11 protein-coding genes are annotated in these 14466 nt (G+C 68.5%); 3 read left to right on the forward strand and 8 right to left on the reverse strand.

Features of this window, described 5'->3' with window-relative positions:
- Nucleotides 1–14: 14 nt before the first annotated feature.
- Entirely contained in the window at nucleotides 15–794 is a 780-nt protein-coding gene (locus tag AB0N84_RS06430) for an aldo/keto reductase (protein WP_363544474.1), read from the reverse strand.
- Nucleotides 795–965: 171 nt separating this feature from the next.
- Here AB0N84_RS06430 and AB0N84_RS06435 point away from each other — a divergent pair, with 171 nt between their 5' ends.
- Both AB0N84_RS06435 and AB0N84_RS06440 read left to right on the forward strand, forming a co-directional pair.
- Nucleotides 966–1799 carry an HNH endonuclease family protein gene (locus AB0N84_RS06435; RefSeq protein ID WP_363544476.1) on the forward strand — a complete coding sequence of 278 codons (834 nt, stop codon included), beginning with the start codon at nucleotides 966–968 and terminating at the stop codon, nucleotides 1797–1799.
- Nucleotides 1800–1891: 92 nt separating this feature from the next.
- Nucleotides 1892–2683 (forward strand): SDR family oxidoreductase, encoded by a 792-nt coding sequence (locus tag AB0N84_RS06440; RefSeq protein ID WP_363544478.1) that lies wholly within the window; start codon nucleotides 1892–1894, stop codon nucleotides 2681–2683.
- Between the two features lie 64 nt (nucleotides 2684–2747).
- Here the strand turns inward: AB0N84_RS06440 and AB0N84_RS06445 are convergent, their stop codons facing one another.
- From AB0N84_RS06445 to AB0N84_RS06460, 4 genes are read right to left on the reverse strand one after another with little or no spacing between them, the layout of a single operon-like run.
- Nucleotides 2748–3782, reverse strand: coding sequence for an aminoglycoside phosphotransferase family protein (locus AB0N84_RS06445; RefSeq protein WP_363544480.1), 1035 nt, complete (start codon nucleotides 3780–3782; stop codon nucleotides 2748–2750).
- Nucleotides 3779–4690, reverse strand: a complete 912-nt coding sequence (locus AB0N84_RS06450) for a carbohydrate ABC transporter permease (protein ID WP_363544482.1) — start codon at nucleotides 4688–4690, stop codon at nucleotides 3779–3781. Before AB0N84_RS06450 ends, AB0N84_RS06445 begins: the two co-directional genes overlap by 4 nt.
- Entirely contained in the window at nucleotides 4690–5649 is a 960-nt protein-coding gene (locus tag AB0N84_RS06455) for a sugar ABC transporter permease (RefSeq protein ID WP_363544484.1), read from the reverse strand. The genes AB0N84_RS06450 and AB0N84_RS06455 overlap by 1 nt, the downstream gene beginning before the upstream one ends.
- Nucleotides 5646–6995: a sugar ABC transporter substrate-binding protein gene (locus AB0N84_RS06460; protein WP_363544486.1), complete on the reverse strand. Its 1350-nt coding sequence runs from the start codon at nucleotides 6993–6995 to the stop codon at nucleotides 5646–5648. The genes AB0N84_RS06455 and AB0N84_RS06460 overlap by 4 nt, the downstream gene beginning before the upstream one ends.
- A 134-nt stretch (nucleotides 6996–7129) precedes the next feature.
- Here AB0N84_RS06460 and AB0N84_RS06465 point away from each other — a divergent pair, with 134 nt between their 5' ends.
- Entirely contained in the window at nucleotides 7130–7552 is a 423-nt protein-coding gene (locus tag AB0N84_RS06465; protein WP_363544488.1) for an SseB family protein, read from the forward strand.
- A 27-nt stretch (nucleotides 7553–7579) separates the two neighbouring features.
- Here the strand turns inward: AB0N84_RS06465 and AB0N84_RS06470 are convergent, their stop codons facing one another.
- The 3 genes from AB0N84_RS06470 to AB0N84_RS06480 all read right to left on the reverse strand — a co-directional run bounded on the left by AB0N84_RS06470 (nucleotide 7580) and on the right by AB0N84_RS06480 (nucleotide 14371).
- Nucleotides 7580–11065 carry a TM0106 family RecB-like putative nuclease gene (locus AB0N84_RS06470; protein WP_363544490.1) on the reverse strand — a complete coding sequence of 1162 codons (3486 nt, stop codon included), beginning with the start codon at nucleotides 11063–11065 and terminating at the stop codon, nucleotides 7580–7582.
- Nucleotides 11066–12317: 1252 nt separating this feature from the next.
- Nucleotides 12318–13304, reverse strand: coding sequence for a hypothetical protein (locus tag AB0N84_RS06475; protein ID WP_363544492.1), 987 nt, complete (start codon nucleotides 13302–13304; stop codon nucleotides 12318–12320).
- Complete coding sequence (locus AB0N84_RS06480) at nucleotides 13301–14371, reverse strand: hypothetical protein (protein WP_363544494.1); 1071 nt, start codon at nucleotides 14369–14371, stop codon at nucleotides 13301–13303. The genes AB0N84_RS06475 and AB0N84_RS06480 overlap by 4 nt, the downstream gene beginning before the upstream one ends.
- Nucleotides 14372–14466: the final 95 nt, after the last annotated feature.

Here is a 14466-nt window from a genome sequence, read left to right on the forward strand (position 1 = left end):
CGTCGTTCGGATCGTCAGCCGGCGAGGCCGTCGATGCGCGTCACATCGTCGCTCGAGAGCTCGAGGTGTGCGCCCGCGGCGTTCGACCGGATGCGCTCCGGGTTCGACGACTTCGGGATCACGACGAACTCGTGCGCCACGTGCCATGCCACGATGACCTGCGCCGTGTCGGCGTCGTGCGCCCGGGCGATCTCGACGAGCGTCGGGTCCTGCAAGTTGCTCGCCTTGAACGGGCTGTAGCCCTCGAGCACCACACCGCGTTGCTGCAGCCCCGCGGCGACCCCGGCGTCGTACTCGGCCGGGCTCCAGCGGATCTGGTTCACGGCCGGGGTGGTCCCGGTGGCCTCGGTCAGCTCGTCGATCTGCGCCAGCGAGTAGTTGCTCACGCCGACAGCGCGGGTGAGCCCGTCGGCCTGCGCCTGCACGACCTGCTCCCAGACGTCCGGACGGGCCTCGCCGTTCGGCGGCCAGTGCACGAGCCACAGGTCCAGGTGGTCCAGCCCGAGCTGGTCGAGGCTCTCCTCGATGGTCTCGCGCACGCGCTCGGCGTTGTCCGGCGGCAGCTTCGTCGTGACGAAGACGTCGTCGCGCGCCAGGCCGGACGCGGCGAGCGCCTTGCCCACGCCGCGCTGGTTCGAGTAGCCCGTGGCGGTGTCGATGTGCCGGTAGCCGGCCTCGAGCGCGGCACCCACGGCGGCGGGCGCATCGGCGTCGGGGATCTGCCAGGTGCCGAAGCCCAGGAGCGGCATCGACCCACCGGTGACGGACACGGAGGGGTTCGCATGATCGGTCATGCCCCGTGTCTACGCCGCATGGTCGTCAGTGCTCGGAGGCACGTCCCGGAGCGGACAACCGGCTCCGGTACGCCGTGTCCCGCCCGGCTGCGTCGGTGCTCGACGGCAGGATCGAGGGCGGTCCACCCGGACCGGTCCCACCGCACCACCGCATCAACGAAGGCTCCATCCATGACGTCGAACCGCACCCGCACCCGCACCCGCACCACCCTCGGCACGCTCGGCGTCGTCGTGGCCGTCGTCGTCCTCGGCGCGGTCCTCCACGCCGCTAGTCCGGTCGACGCCGACGCCGACGCCGCGCAGGAGGCGACCCGCACACCGACGGCCGCGCCGACGAGCAGCGGCGACCCGTCGGTCGGCGCGGGCGGCGGGGCGGGGGCGAGCAGCGCCTCCCGGCCGGCGACCGACGCGCCACGTACGACCGACGCGACCGGCACCACCGCCGCTGCCGCGGCAGCCGACGCCGCTCGACGACAGCTCGCGCTCCTGCCCGTCAAGGGGAAGGCGCCCGCGACCGGCTACGACCGCGAGGAACGCTTCGGCACCGCGTGGCTCGACGTCGACCGCAACGGGTGCGACACCCGCAACGACGTCCTCGCCCGCGACCTGAGCGACGTCGAGCGGCAGGGGCCGTGCAAGGTCCTGCGCGGGACGCTCGTGTCGCCGTACACCGGCGAACGGGTGGACTTCGTCCGCGGCGACCGCACCTCGACCCTCGTGCAGATCGACCACGTCGTCGCGCTCGAGAACGCCTGGCGCACCGGCGCGCAGCAGCTGTCCCAGGCCGAGCGCGAGGCCCTGGCGAACGACCCCGCGAACCTGTTCGCCGTCGACGGCCACTCGAACGCGCAGAAGCGCTCGGGCGACGCCGCGACCTGGCTCCCCGCAGCCACCGCGTTCCGCTGCACCTACGTCGAGCACCAGGTCGCCGTGAAGACCACCTACCGGCTCTGGGTCGCACCGGCGGAGCGGGACGCGATGGAGCGGGTCCTCGCGCGCTGCTGACACCGGGCCTGCTGGACGACAGGTGTAGCGTAGGCGGCAAGCTGATGCAGACGCATCGACTTCACCGTCGAAGACCGCAGGAGGCCATCACCATGCCCGACACCACCCGCTTCACCGACCGCGTCGTCCTCATCACCGGCGGCGGCTCCGGCCTCGGCCGCGCGACCGCCGTCCGCCTCGCCGCCGAGGGCGCGGCACTCTCCCTGGTCGACGTCTCCGCCGACGGGCTCGCGGCCAGCGAGGCCGCCGTCCGCGAGGCGACGCCCGACGCGCAGGTCCTCACCACCGTCGCCGACGTCTCCGACGAGGCCCAGGTCGACGCCTACGTCACCGCGACCACCGAGCGCTTCGGCCGCATCGACGGCTTCTTCAACAACGCCGGCATCGAGGGCAAGCAGAACCCCACCGAGGACTTCACCGCCGCCGAGTTCGACCGCGTCGTGTCGATCAACCTGCGCGGGGTGTTCCTCGGCCTCGAGAAGGTCCTCAAGGTCATGCGCGAGCAGGGCTCCGGCATGGTCGTCAACACCGCCAGCGTCGGCGGCATCCGCGGCATCGGCAACCAGTCCGGGTACGCCGCCGCCAAGCACGGCGTGGTCGGCCTCACCCGCAACTCCGCCGTCGAGTACGGCCGGTACGGCATCCGCATCAACGCCATCGCCCCCGGTGCGATCTGGACGCCGATGGTCGAGAACTCGATGAAGCAGATCGACGCGGAGAACCCGCGGAAGGCCGCCGAGGAGTTCATCCAGGTGAACCCGACGAAGCGCTACGGCGAGGCGCCCGAGATCGCTGCGGTCGTCGCCTTCCTGCTGTCCGACGACGCCTCGTACGTCAACGCGACGGTCGTCCCGATCGACGGCGGGCAGTCCGCCGCCTACTGAGCGGACTCGGTCCGGCGGCGGACACGGACGTCAGGCCGCCTCGATCGTCGCGCCGGCTCGGAGGTCAGGCCGCCTCGGCTGCCAGGGCGCTCCGCAGCCGGTCCTCGACGAGCGATGCGGATCCGGTCGGTGCGAGGATCCCGGTGAAGACCCGGAGTTCCTCGTCCCGCTCGGCCCCGCTGCTCGCGAGCGCCGCGGTCATCGTCGCCGTCAGGTCCTCGAGCGCCCGGATGCAGGCGTAGCGGACCATTCGGCACTCGTCGAGCTCCACCGGCCCGTACCCACGACGGAAGGCGGCGAGCTGCGCCGCGGTCGCCGGCTGGAACAGCACGCTGAACTCCACCAGGTGCAGATCGATCTCCCGCGGGCCGACGACCGCCTCGTCCCAGTCGACCAGCCGCAGCGAGCCGTCCGGCTCGACGAGCACGTTCCCGAGGTGCGGGTCGCCGTGGCACGGCACGGGCTCCCCGGGCGTCCTCGATGCGAGGTCGGTGCCGCGCAGCAGCAGGTCGATCCGGGGGCGAGCCGCACGCCAGAGGTCGAGCACCGGGTCGGTCCCGCCGACGGCTGCGGCGTCGAGCGCACGGATCTCCGCGCGGTAGCGACGCCGGCGACGGCGGATGCCCCGACGCGCGCCCTGTCGACGCGGCGGCACGGGGAAGGCGTGTGCGTGCACGTCGGCGAGCAGCGCGCCGTAGGCGACCCATGCCTCCAGGCCGAGCCCGACGGTGGCGGCGTCCTCGCCCTCCGACCAGCGGGTCAGTGCGAGCTTCCCTCCGGCCCGACGGCTGCGTGAGCGCCCGTCGGTCGTCGGCAGGACGGTCGGGGTGCCCTCGATGCCCGCGGTGGCCATCGACGTGACGAGTCGCGTGCCGGTCCCCGTGCGGCGGGTGGTCCACTTCGCCGCCCAGGCCGTCCCGGCGTCGTCGACCACGCGCCACACGACGGCCGAGGTGTCGGTGCCGCCGGTGACCTCCTCGATGTCGGCGACCTGCACGGCGAAGTCCGCGGCGAGCCAGTGCCGGGCGTCCTCGACCGACGGGCGCAAGCCGGACGGACCCGCGCCGAGCGGGCCCTGCCGGGTGGAGCCCGAGCTCACCGGAGGCCGCTCCGCGACAGGCCCTCGACGAAGTAGCGCTGGAAGGCGAGGAAGAGCGCGACGATCGGCAGGATCATGAGCAGGTTGACCGCCATGATCGCACCGTAGTCCGACGTGTACTGCCCCTGCAGCGTGCCGACGATGCCGATCGGCACCGTGAACAGGTCCTGGTTGCCGGAGAGCGCGACGAGCGGCCAGCCGAAGGCGTTCCACTCCCCCATGAACGTCAGCAGCACGAGGACCGCGAGCAGCGGGCGGCAGAGCGGCAGCACCACCGACACGAACGTGCGGAAGCGACCGGCGCCGTCGAGCTGTGCCGCCTCGATGAGCTCGTCGGGCACGGCGAGGAAGAACTGCCGCGCCAGGAACACCCCGAAGATCGCCGCGGCCTCGGGCAGGATGACCGCCCACAGTCCGCCGTACAGGTGCAGGCCGATCGAGATGAAGAACTGCGGCACGATGATCGCCTGCGGCGGGATCATCAGCGTCGACAGCAGCACGAGGAACAGCGCGTTCCGACCGCGGAACTTGAGCTTGGCGAAGGCGTACCCGGCGAGCAGGTTGCACACCACCGTGATGACGGTGACGACGACCGACACGAGCAACGAGTTCGCGAACCATCGCCAGACCGGGAACTCGGCGAACGGGCGCACGAAGTTCTGCAGCGTGAAGTGCTGCGGCCACAGGTGCAGCCCCGGTGCGTAGAGGTCCGCCCGCGTCGAGAACGCGGTGAGCAGCATCCAGTACAGCGGGAAGGCCATCACCACGGTGACGATCACCGCGACGGTCAGGCGCAGCCAGAGCAGGCGGCCGCGACGCTTCCGCGGGGATCGGGTCGCGGTCGTGGTGGCCGCGGCGGCGGACCGGCCGGAGGCTGCGGCGCCGGTGTTCCAGGTCGAGGAGGTCATCAGTCCGTCTGGTCCCGTCCGGCGTTGAAGCGCCACTGCAGTCCGGTGATGAGGAGCGTCACGAGGTAGATCACGATGCCGACAGCGGCCCCGTAGCCGAGCAGCTGCGGGCCGTGCTCGTCGAACGCCACCCGGTAGGCGTACGACACCACCGTGGTCGTGCCGTACCCGGGGCCACCGCGGGTCATCGCCCACACGGTGTCGAACACCTGGAACGAGTAGATGAGGTTCATCACGAGCAGGAAGAACGTCGACGGACCGAGCAGCGGGAAGGTGATGAGACGGAACCGCTGCCAGCCGCTCGCGCCGTCGGTCGTCGCGGCCTCCTGCACGGCCGGGTCGATGCCCTGCAGCCCCGCCAGGTAGATGAGCATGTCGAAACCGATGCGCTGCCAGAGCGTCATGAGGATGACCGCGGTCATCGCCCACCCGCCGCTCGACTGCCAGTCGATCTGCGGCAGCCCGAGCGTCGCGAGGAACTTGTCGATGAACCCGTTGTTCTGGTCGAACATCCACGCGCCGAGCACGCCCGTCGCGACACCGGACACGACGAGCGGCAGGAAGATGATCGTCCGGAACACGGCCCGACCGGGCAGCACCCCGTTGAGCAGCACCGCGATGCCGAGCCCGATCGCCATGCCGACCGGGACGGTGAAGAGCGTGAAGACACCGGTGTTCCACACCGACTGCCAGAACACCGGGTCGGTGATGAGCTTGGCGTAGTTGCCGAGACCGGCCCAGCTCGTCCCGCCCAGCGAGTCGAGGTCCTGGAAGCTGATCACCAGCGCGTAGACGAGCGGCAACAGCGTGAAGATCACGATGAGCACGACGTTCGGCAGCAGGAACGCCGACGCGGCGGCCGTACTGGAGGCACGGAACCGTCCGGCGGACAGCCGCGGTCCGCGCCGCACGGCTCCGCCCGCCGTGGCACCGCCGATGCGCTCGGCCGCGCCCGTCATGCGGCCACCGCCTCGTCGATCGCGGCGCTGATCGAGCGGATCGCCTGGTCGGTGCTCCGTCCGTGGAAGGCGAGCTCCAGCTGGTCCTGCAGCGCGGTGTTGACGCTCGCGAAGCCCGGCACCACCGTCTCCCGCACCGCCGTCTCGGTGATGGTCGTCGCCTGCTGCGTGAAGACGCCCATGACGTCGGGGCGCACCGCGTAGTCGAGCGGGGTGTCCGCCAGGCTCAGCAGCGTCGGCAGCTCGTTCGCCCGCTGGCAGAAGTCACGCATCTGGTCCTCCTCGACGAGGAACTTGAGGAAGGCCGCGGCGAGCTCCGGGTTCTCGGTGTCCCGGGTCGCGACGATCGCGTTGCCGCCGAGGTCGGACGCCGCCGCCCGGTCCTGCGGCATGTACGTGGTGGTCCACTCGCCGCCCTGGTACCCGTTCGTGCCGTCGGCCAGCTCGGGCACCAGGAAGTCGCCGACGAAGGTCATGGCGACCGTCTGGTTGAGGAAGAAGTTGTCCGAGTAGACCGTCGTCTTGATCGTGTTGTTCGCCGGCACCCAGCGCTCGTCGAAGAACCGCTGCGTGAACGCCATCGCCTTCTTGCCGGCATCGCTGTCCACCGCCGAGCGGGTGAGCTCGGGCGTCAGGAGCGACCCGCCCGCCTGGTACAGGAAGCTCGCCCAGCGGTAGGCGCCGGCCGCCGTCCAGTCGTAGGCGAAGGGGTACTTGTCGTCGGGCAGGCTCTTCCGGAGCTTCGTGCTCACGTCGGCGAACTCCTCCCACGTCCAGGCGTCCTCGAGCCGGTTCGGCACGGCGCCGATGCCCGCTTCGTCGAGGGCCTTGCGGCTGAACGCGATCGCCGACGTGTCAGTCTGGTGCGGGACGCCGTAGGTGCGGCCCTCGAACCGGACCGCATCGTAGAGCGCCGGCAGGAACGCCTTCGACTCCGCGGCGCTGAGGTACGGCGTCATGTCGAGGAGCACCCCGTGCGAGGTGTACTTGCCGATGCTCGTGTAGTCGACCCGGAACACGTCCGGTGCCGTGCGCGACAGGATGCCCCGGTCGATGCCGGAGAAGAACCCGTCGTACGGCAGCGTCTGCAGCTCGATCGTCGCCTTCGGGTGCCGCTTCTCGAAGCCCGCCTTTGCCCGGGCAAACCCGGTGTTCTCGCCGTCGCTGCCGCCCCAGAACGCGAAGCGCAGCGTGCCCTCGACCTCGCCGATGTCGGCCTTCGACCCCGGCGCCGCACTGCTCGGCATCGGACCGTTGTTCGCGACGCACCCGCTCAGGACGGAGGCGGCACCGAGCCCGAGTGCTCCTGCGAGGAGTGATCGTCGGGTCAGCTGGGATGGTGACACGGTGCTCCTGACTCGGGGCGTGGACACTTGCTCGGACTGTAGACGCCCGCACCGACACCGGTGCCGCCAGTGCGCATTCGGCCTGCGCGCCGGTGCGTGGGAGCATGGCGGGACACCACCTCGGAGGGAACGCGATGAGCAGCAACGAGACGACCGGGTCGGCCTTCGGGCGCGGCGTCGACAACACCGCGTCCACCGCGGCCGGCGAGCTGCGGAAGCGCATGGCCGCTTCGGCCGAGGGCTTCCTGTCGAGTGCGGCCTGGGTGCCGTGGAAGTCGGCGGACGACCCCGAGGGCGGGAGCATCGCGCACGTGATGATCCGCGAGCTGCCGTTCGTGCCGGTCTTCACCGACCCCGCCGAGCTCACCGAGGGCGTCCCCGGTACCGAGGCACGTCCGGTGCGGATGGCGGAGCTCGTGACGGCGGTGCCGGAGGAGTTCGGCATCGTGGTGGACCCGACGAGTGCGGAGGCGGCGAACTTCCTGCACGCGGACGTGCTGGCGGGGATCCGGGCGCAGCTGCGCGGGGAGATCCCGGTCGACGACGAAGGGAACTAGCTTCCGGGCCGGTCTCGCCGACCGCCGTCAGACGCGCGGCTCGACCAGCTCGATGAACCGCGACAGCAACGACAGCCCGCTGATCGACGGCGGCAACCCCGTGGTGAGCGCCGGCGAGTACACGAGGTACGCCGCCCACTGCGCCCGCGACAGCGCCACGTTCAACCGGTTCGGCATGAGCAGGAAGTCGAGCCCGCGCGGGATGTCCGCCGCACTCGACGCCGCGAGCGACGTGATCGACACCACGGCCTCCCGTCCCTGGAACATGTCGACCGTGCCGACCTGCGTCCCGCGGAGGCCGGCGCGGTCGAGGGCCTCGCGGATGAGGGCCCCTTGCGCGTTGTACGGCGCGACGACGATGACGTCCTCGTCCGTCAGCGGTCGCGACACCTCGCCGTCGACCCACCGGCGGCCGATCAGGTCCCGCGCGAGATCCACGACCCGTGCTGCCTCTTCCTCCGATGACGTCGTGTTGCCGCTGTGCACCACGGGCACCGGGTGGACGCCCGGCTCGAGGTCGTCGAGGTGCCGCCCGCTGACGATCGATGTCAGCTGCCCGTCGTAGGACAACCCCGAGACCGACGCCGTCAGCGCGGGCTCCATGCGCCGAGTGTGCGCCAGGAAGTAGCCGAACTCGGGCGGGAGCACGTGCTCCCCGTCCGCCAACCACCCGAGCGCGGATTGGTCGACCGGCTCCGGGTGCGACCCCTGCGACACCTGCGGGAGCTGCTGCGGGTCACCGAGCAGCAGCAGGCGCTGCGCGGCGATCGAGGACGCGATGGTCGGCGCGAGCGAGAACTGCCCGGCCTCGTCGACCACGAGCAGGTCGAGGGAGCGTCGCGGGATCGTGCCCTCGTTCGCGAAGGTCCACGCGGTCCCGCCGACGACTCCCCCGGTGCCGGTCTCGGCGCACGACGACAGGAAGGCCGAGACGGCGGCGTTGTTCTTGACCGGCGTCCATGCGGCGGCCTCGAGCTCGTCCTCGGTCGCACCGGACTTCGGTACCTTCACGACGCGGTCGGCGGGCACACCCGCGCGGACCACCGACGACAGGAAGTTCTCCGATGTCGCGTGGGACTGGCCGACGACCCCGACGCGCCAGCCGTGCTCCCGGACGAGCCGAGCGACGACGTTCGACCCGACGTAGGTCTTGCCCGTGCCGGGAGGGCCCTGGATCGCCAGGTACGACCGGTCGAGGCCGAGCAGCGTCGTGACGACCGCGGAGACGGTGTCGTCCCCGGCGACCGGGGCGAGTGCGCCGCGCGGCGGGACCCGGCGGAGCAGGTCGAGCGCCGGGTCGGGCAGCATCGACGGCAGGGCGTCGAGGACCTCCTGACCCCACTCGGCGATCGCCTCGGGCTGCGGCTTCGCCCGGGGCGGGGCGGCCGGTGCGAGCGCGACCGGGAAGTCGTGGTGGGGCTCGCCGCCGCCGACCGGCAGGCTCTCCTTCACCAGGACCTCGAAGGCATCGCCGTTCTGCTCGGCCTCCATCACGACCGCGCGAGCCGACGCGCCCTTCGAACCCGGCGCCGGAGCGGTGACCGACGGCGGGAGTGGGTCGTCGTAGACGAGGTGGGGCGTGCCTCCCGGCCGGATGCGCGAGCCGGGCGCGACCGTCCCCGACAACCGGATCTCGCGCGACTGTGAGCGGGCACGCGGCAGCGTGTCCCAGTCCCGCTCGACGGAGGCGCGCTCGACGACGAGGACATCGCGGGTGTCCGCCCAGTCGTCGACGGGGTTCCGGAGGCGGTCGAAGTGGTCCTGCCAGAAGGTCTTGGCCTCGCGGCGGTGGTAGTCGATCGCGGCGGCCGCGAGCGCCAGGGCGGTCTGGTCGGCGTCGCGGTCGAGGGGGTCGACGTCCGCGATCTGCGCGGCGAGGGCCGTGTACACGGGGTTCGGCTCGCGCTCGACGGGAATCGGCGGGAGGAGCTCGGCCTCGTCGGTCGCCGGCTCAGACCGCGGCGGCCGGAGCGACAGCAGCCAGTCGCGGAGCCGCAGCGTCGAGCGGCAGTCGTAGGCGTTGTAGTCGGCGACCTGGTCGAGCATGCGCTGGCCGGTCGCGGGGTCGCCGTTCCGGAGTTCCTCGATCGCCTCGACGTACGCGGTGATGCTGTCGGCGGCGTTCGTGACGTCGCTCATGCGGAGGTCCTCGCCCATGTACAGCGGCTCGAGCTTCTTGATCGAGTAGCTGCGGCTGCCGACGACGAGGGCCTTGCGGACGATCGGGTACAGGTCGACGAGGACGCCGGCGCGGAGCAGGTCGTCGACGTCGTCCTCCCCCACGCCGTGGCGGGCGGCGAGGGACAGCAGGTGCGTCCGCTCGTACGCGGCGTAGTGGTAGATGTGCATGCCCGGGTGCTGCTCGCGCCGTTCCTTGACGAAGGCGAGGAAGTCGATCAGCGCCTGGCGCTCGTCGCGGATCGTGTGTGCCCAGAAGGCGGTGAAGTCGGCGCGGTCGTCGACCAGGCCGAACAGGTAGTCGAGGCCCCAGTGGACGCCGTCCTCGGTGTGGAGGGGGTCGCCCTCGAAGTCGAAGAAGACGTCGCCCGGATCGGGCTCGGGGATCGCGTCGAGTGCTCGGGGGTCGTGGAGTTCGAAGCGCGGCTTGGTCTTGTTTGTGTGGCCTGCTTGCTGCTCGGCTTCGGTCTCGGTCTGGAGGCGCGCCTGACGGACCAGCCTCTCTTGCGTGGATCGCGACATGCCGGGTACGGCCGCGGTGCGGTCCGCCAGATCATCGATCGTCCGCACACCCTGCCGGATCAGCTTCGTCCGCTGGTCGAGGCGCATGCCGGCGACGAGGACCAGGTCGCGGTGCTGCTGCACCTGGGTCTGGCAGATCGCGCAGCGGCCGCAGCTGGAGTAGCGGGGGTCGCCCCACTGCAGCTCTTCGTGTTGCTGCATCCGCTCGGAGATGACCCGTTCGAGTTCGGCGCGCTGTGTGCGGTACACCGGGGCGATGTCGGCGAGGTCGTGCGTGGTCGTCGTGCGGTCGCCGAGCACCAGGTGGACCTGCTCGCCGGTCGGGATGCCGTGCGCCTGCATCTGCTCGGCGTAGGCGGCGAGCTGGAGCAGGGCGCTGATCTTGGCGTGGCGGGCGAGCTTGGTGTCGTAGACCTCGTAGGCGCCCTGGTCGTTGCGGAGGATGAAGTCGGCGAAGCCGATGAAGCCCGGGCGGGCGGTGGTGGGCGGCTCGTGGAAGGTTGGTTGGTAGAGGACGTCAGCGCCGTTCAACAGGTCTCTTCTTGCTTCGGCGGCTGCTCGTGCGTAGTCCTGCGGTGCGGGGCGCTCGAACTCGACGACGTCGCGGGTCTGCTTGAGGATCTCGAGGTAGTCGACCTCGTGCTGGTCCCCCAGGCGTGCGGTGCGCTCGAGCATGTCGTCGTGCTCGTCGGGCAGGGGGCCGCCGCGGCCGAGCTTGGCCTCGAGGCGGCGGAGGAACGACCACTCGCAGGTCGCCCAAGTGCTGAGGTCGCTCGGGCTGAGGAGGACCTGGCCGTCGATGGAGATCTGCATGCGCTCCCCCGGTGTCGTGTGGTGCGGATCGAGCCTAGGGGTCAGGGCCGACAGGACCACCATCCCACTTCGAGGCCGCTCGTCCGATCGTGAAGCGCTTACGAGGAGCCACTGTCTGCTAGTGGCTTGCCCGCAGGGCGACTGACCAGACGACAGGACCGTCCGACGGCGAGATTCTGCGCCGTCCCCACGCCGGTGCTGCGCTTCATCGAGAGCGAATCAATCAACGTATTGGCTCGGTAAGCGCGATGGCGAGCGTTGTCGTCACGACCGCGCTCGTCGCGACGGACCTGGTCTCGGGTTTGCCCTGCCCCGGTCGCCCTTCCCTGGAACCCTTTAGCTGCTGCTGGCCGCATGCGACACTAAGTAGACAGCGGCGGGCGCCACCGCCACGAATCTAGGCCGCGCCTCCGCCAGTGGTCGCGCATCAGTTCAGACCAGTGCTTGGCCTCGAGCCGAGCCTGTGCGTCCTCAGGTTTGGCGGGTCATCACAATCGTGTATGGACCTTTGACCCCTGCCCGCGCCGAGCATGCGGTGCGCCATCCACTAGGGCATGCCGATCGTCTTCAACCTCCTGTTCACCTTAATCAACGCATCGGCACCGAGGGTTGCGGTTGTCGCGTGCACCGTCGCACGTGACTAGGCGCATGACGATTCGTTCACTCGCCCCATCCTCAAGGACAGGGGCCGAATTCGATTAATATTCGATCATCGTATTCCTGCCGCAACATCTCATCCGCCTCGACTCCTTTTTAGCGCTGCCGTTGCGAGCTATCATGCTCATGACAGACTGTCCGACTCTCGGGCATGAGGCTCCCAACCGACGTGGCCGCACCCCTTTTCACCACATCCGCGAGAAAGACGATGATCGAACTGCACAAAGCAGTCGACGCTCGACGCTTATAGTTTATAAGCGCTCCTCATTCTACCGAAAGCTAGGCCCGTGCAAGGTGCCGCTCTCGGTCGCCGCACTTGGGTTGATACCCCTGGTGGCCAGCGGGACACGGGACCTGGGCAGCGGCAACGGCGCCTGTCGCATTGCTCGGCATCGGAGCGGCCATGCTGCTCACGAGCTGGGCGCCAGCCGAACTCTTGCGCACCCTCCGTGCAGGCCGTGGCTTTGCCGCCGCTAGCTCGCTCTTCAGTCGCCCGACCGAGGGATTACGCTTCAGGGCTGCCGCCTCCCCTCCGCCACGACACAAACCTCCAGGAAGAACATCACATCTCATTGGAACACGCGCGGCGGTCCGCCTAGGTTCCGGCGATTGACGAAGCGCTCACGGACGCGCCGCCCATCGGACGAGGCTTCCTTTTCGGGGCTCGCTTGACGGTCTTACCGCCGATCTCGATATGACGCCGCACAACGTCAGTAGATTCTCGAACCCACTTCGCGACCCCTTCAAACTCTTTCAAATCACTCAACGGGGTCCCAGAGAGCGCCCCCAACATGCCCAGACGATCTAGGAATAGATGGACATCGTACGAGATGGTTAGACGAGCGCGGGTGTCAGAAGGAACCACCTCCGGCACACAAAGAGCAGCGTTCGGGAGTGATCCAAATTCGATCAGCTTTCCCCATTCACGCAGAACAACGTCACGACCCTTGCGCTGAAAATCGGATTGTACTGTGGCTTGCACCAGCCAGACACTGAAAGACGCACCGCCGCCCACGAGTGGCTTCCAGGCAATAACGTCGACTCCGGCGTCGTTATCCGTCTTGTCAACAAGTTCGTCTACGTGGGGCGCCCTCAAACCCATCAACTCGGCGACCCAACGAACCGCATCAGGCAGATCCTTTGGCCGCCCTTCGGAACTGGGGTATCCGAAACGAACGCCTCGGGCACCGGCGCCGATATAAGCAAGTACCGCATCGCGAACCAGCGCCTCAAACGCAGGGGTGATTGAAGCGAGAGACGAGGGATTCTTGATCAACCTCCCGCGGAAGGTGAGAAGTATCAACATAAAATAAATCGGAGACGGGATGTACTCTGGAATTACGACCGATTCCGATACGACTCGGAAGGGGTAAAGATCCGGAAACATCGCCGTCCGCCGCTGAACCTCGCCGAATAGCTCATCCAGTTCGGCACTATCCGGGCCTTGACCGGAGGACCATTGGCGCGCAATTGCACTCCGAGAAACAGTGTACATTCCAAAAACCACCATTGACGCCTCGAGCCAGTCAGCAAGACTCAAAGGGTCGAAATCTGTCGGAACGTCCATGAATTCCTCACTCATCGGCCACCGACCTCAGCAACGAGGCGAGCAAGCTGGTGGATGGAATCACGATGGCGCGCGACCAGTTCGCCAGTGGCGAGAAGTTTCGCATTCTCCAGTGAGTGCTTTGCCAAACCCAGCGCTTCGGCAAAACGCGCCGAGTGATCCAATGTCGACTCCTCCGCGGCCGCGAGACTCTCGCCGCGCTCTAAAGAAGCCGCGCCGTTCTCATCGGCGAGGACCTTGCCCAGCCTCGAGATCTGACGCGAGTCCTTAATAAGCCGCCGGTGCGAGCTATCCTCGTCATTTGCCGGCGGTCCGAAGATCCACGTGACCACATTCGCGAGCCGCCCAGCAGCAGTCGCCGGAAGCGGATAGGTGCCTTCCTCAGTTTCCCTTGGAGTGGGTGCCTGCAGGTACTCTCGTATGCCTGAAGCGGTCATCGCTTTATTCCAAACACCGAACTCATCGGTGATCCGATCCGCCTCGGGAAGTTCGAAATCGTTAACCGCCTGCTCGTAGATTGAGTAGTTACGGTAGAACGAGCGCACTTCGGAACCGCTCCGGCCGATCAGGTCCGCAACCTCTCCAAAGCTTAATTCCGAGGTCGGAGAATCGATCAACGATGCAACGTAACGCGCCTGCTGATAAGGCTCCCATGGCGCTATCCCAGTAACATGCCGATAGCCTAGAATCGGCGCAACTTCCTCCCGACTTAACGCGAGAAGGACTGGTATCTGCGCGTCTAGCATGAGAGAAGCTTCGAATTTACGCCACCTCGGATCCTTGAAGCTAGCTCGCAATCCTGCATCCGCAAGCCCGCGAAGAGCAGTGAGCCGACGATTCCCTTCCAAGACAATCAAGTCGCCGGACTCGTCCCTCATCGCGATCAACGGTTCGGTCGGGAAAAAACCGTGCCGGTCGATTGACTCAGCTACTGACGCCGCGTCAAACTGTGCTTCGATATAGCGGTAGACATCAGCATCGCTCTCAAAACGATCGGCGGATCCCGGGAGAAAACGGGGATTTAACCAGTCCGGGCGCAAGTCTGACAGTGGAAAATTCTGCAAAACCGCTCTGCTCGCCATGCGGATCCCTTCGTCATCGATGAGTCCGCACTCACGGCCCCCAAGAGAACGTAGCAGCTACGTCCCCGACCGCCGATCACGGTTTGGAAACGAAG

The organism is Curtobacterium sp. NPDC089185 (genome assembly GCF_040685235.1).
Classification (GTDB): Bacteria; Actinomycetota; Actinomycetes; order Actinomycetales; family Microbacteriaceae; genus Curtobacterium; species Curtobacterium citri.

Bases quoted from the DNA above. Each gene is read 5' to 3' on its own strand.
- AB0N84_RS06430 (WP_363544474.1), bottom strand. From the start codon at position 794: ATGACCGATCATGCGAACCCCTCCGTGTCCGTCACCGGTGGGTCGATG.
- AB0N84_RS06435 (WP_363544476.1), top strand. From the start codon at position 966: ATGACGTCGAACCGCACCCGCACCCGCACCCGCACCACCCTCGGCACG.
- AB0N84_RS06440 (WP_363544478.1), top strand. From the start codon at position 1,892: ATGCCCGACACCACCCGCTTCACCGACCGCGTCGTCCTCATCACCGGC.
- AB0N84_RS06450 (WP_363544482.1), bottom strand. From the start codon at position 4,690: ATGACCTCCTCGACCTGGAACACCGGCGCCGCAGCCTCCGGCCGGTCC.
- AB0N84_RS06455 (WP_363544484.1), bottom strand. From the start codon at position 5,649: ATGACGGGCGCGGCCGAGCGCATCGGCGGTGCCACGGCGGGCGGAGCC.
- AB0N84_RS06465 (WP_363544488.1), top strand. From the start codon at position 7,130: ATGAGCAGCAACGAGACGACCGGGTCGGCCTTCGGGCGCGGCGTCGAC.
- AB0N84_RS06470 (WP_363544490.1), bottom strand. From the start codon at position 11,065: ATGCAGATCTCCATCGACGGCCAGGTCCTCCTCAGCCCGAGCGACCTC.
- AB0N84_RS06475 (WP_363544492.1), bottom strand. From the start codon at position 13,304: ATGAGTGAGGAATTCATGGACGTTCCGACAGATTTCGACCCTTTGAGT.
- AB0N84_RS06480 (WP_363544494.1), bottom strand. From the start codon at position 14,371: ATGGCGAGCAGAGCGGTTTTGCAGAATTTTCCACTGTCAGACTTGCGC.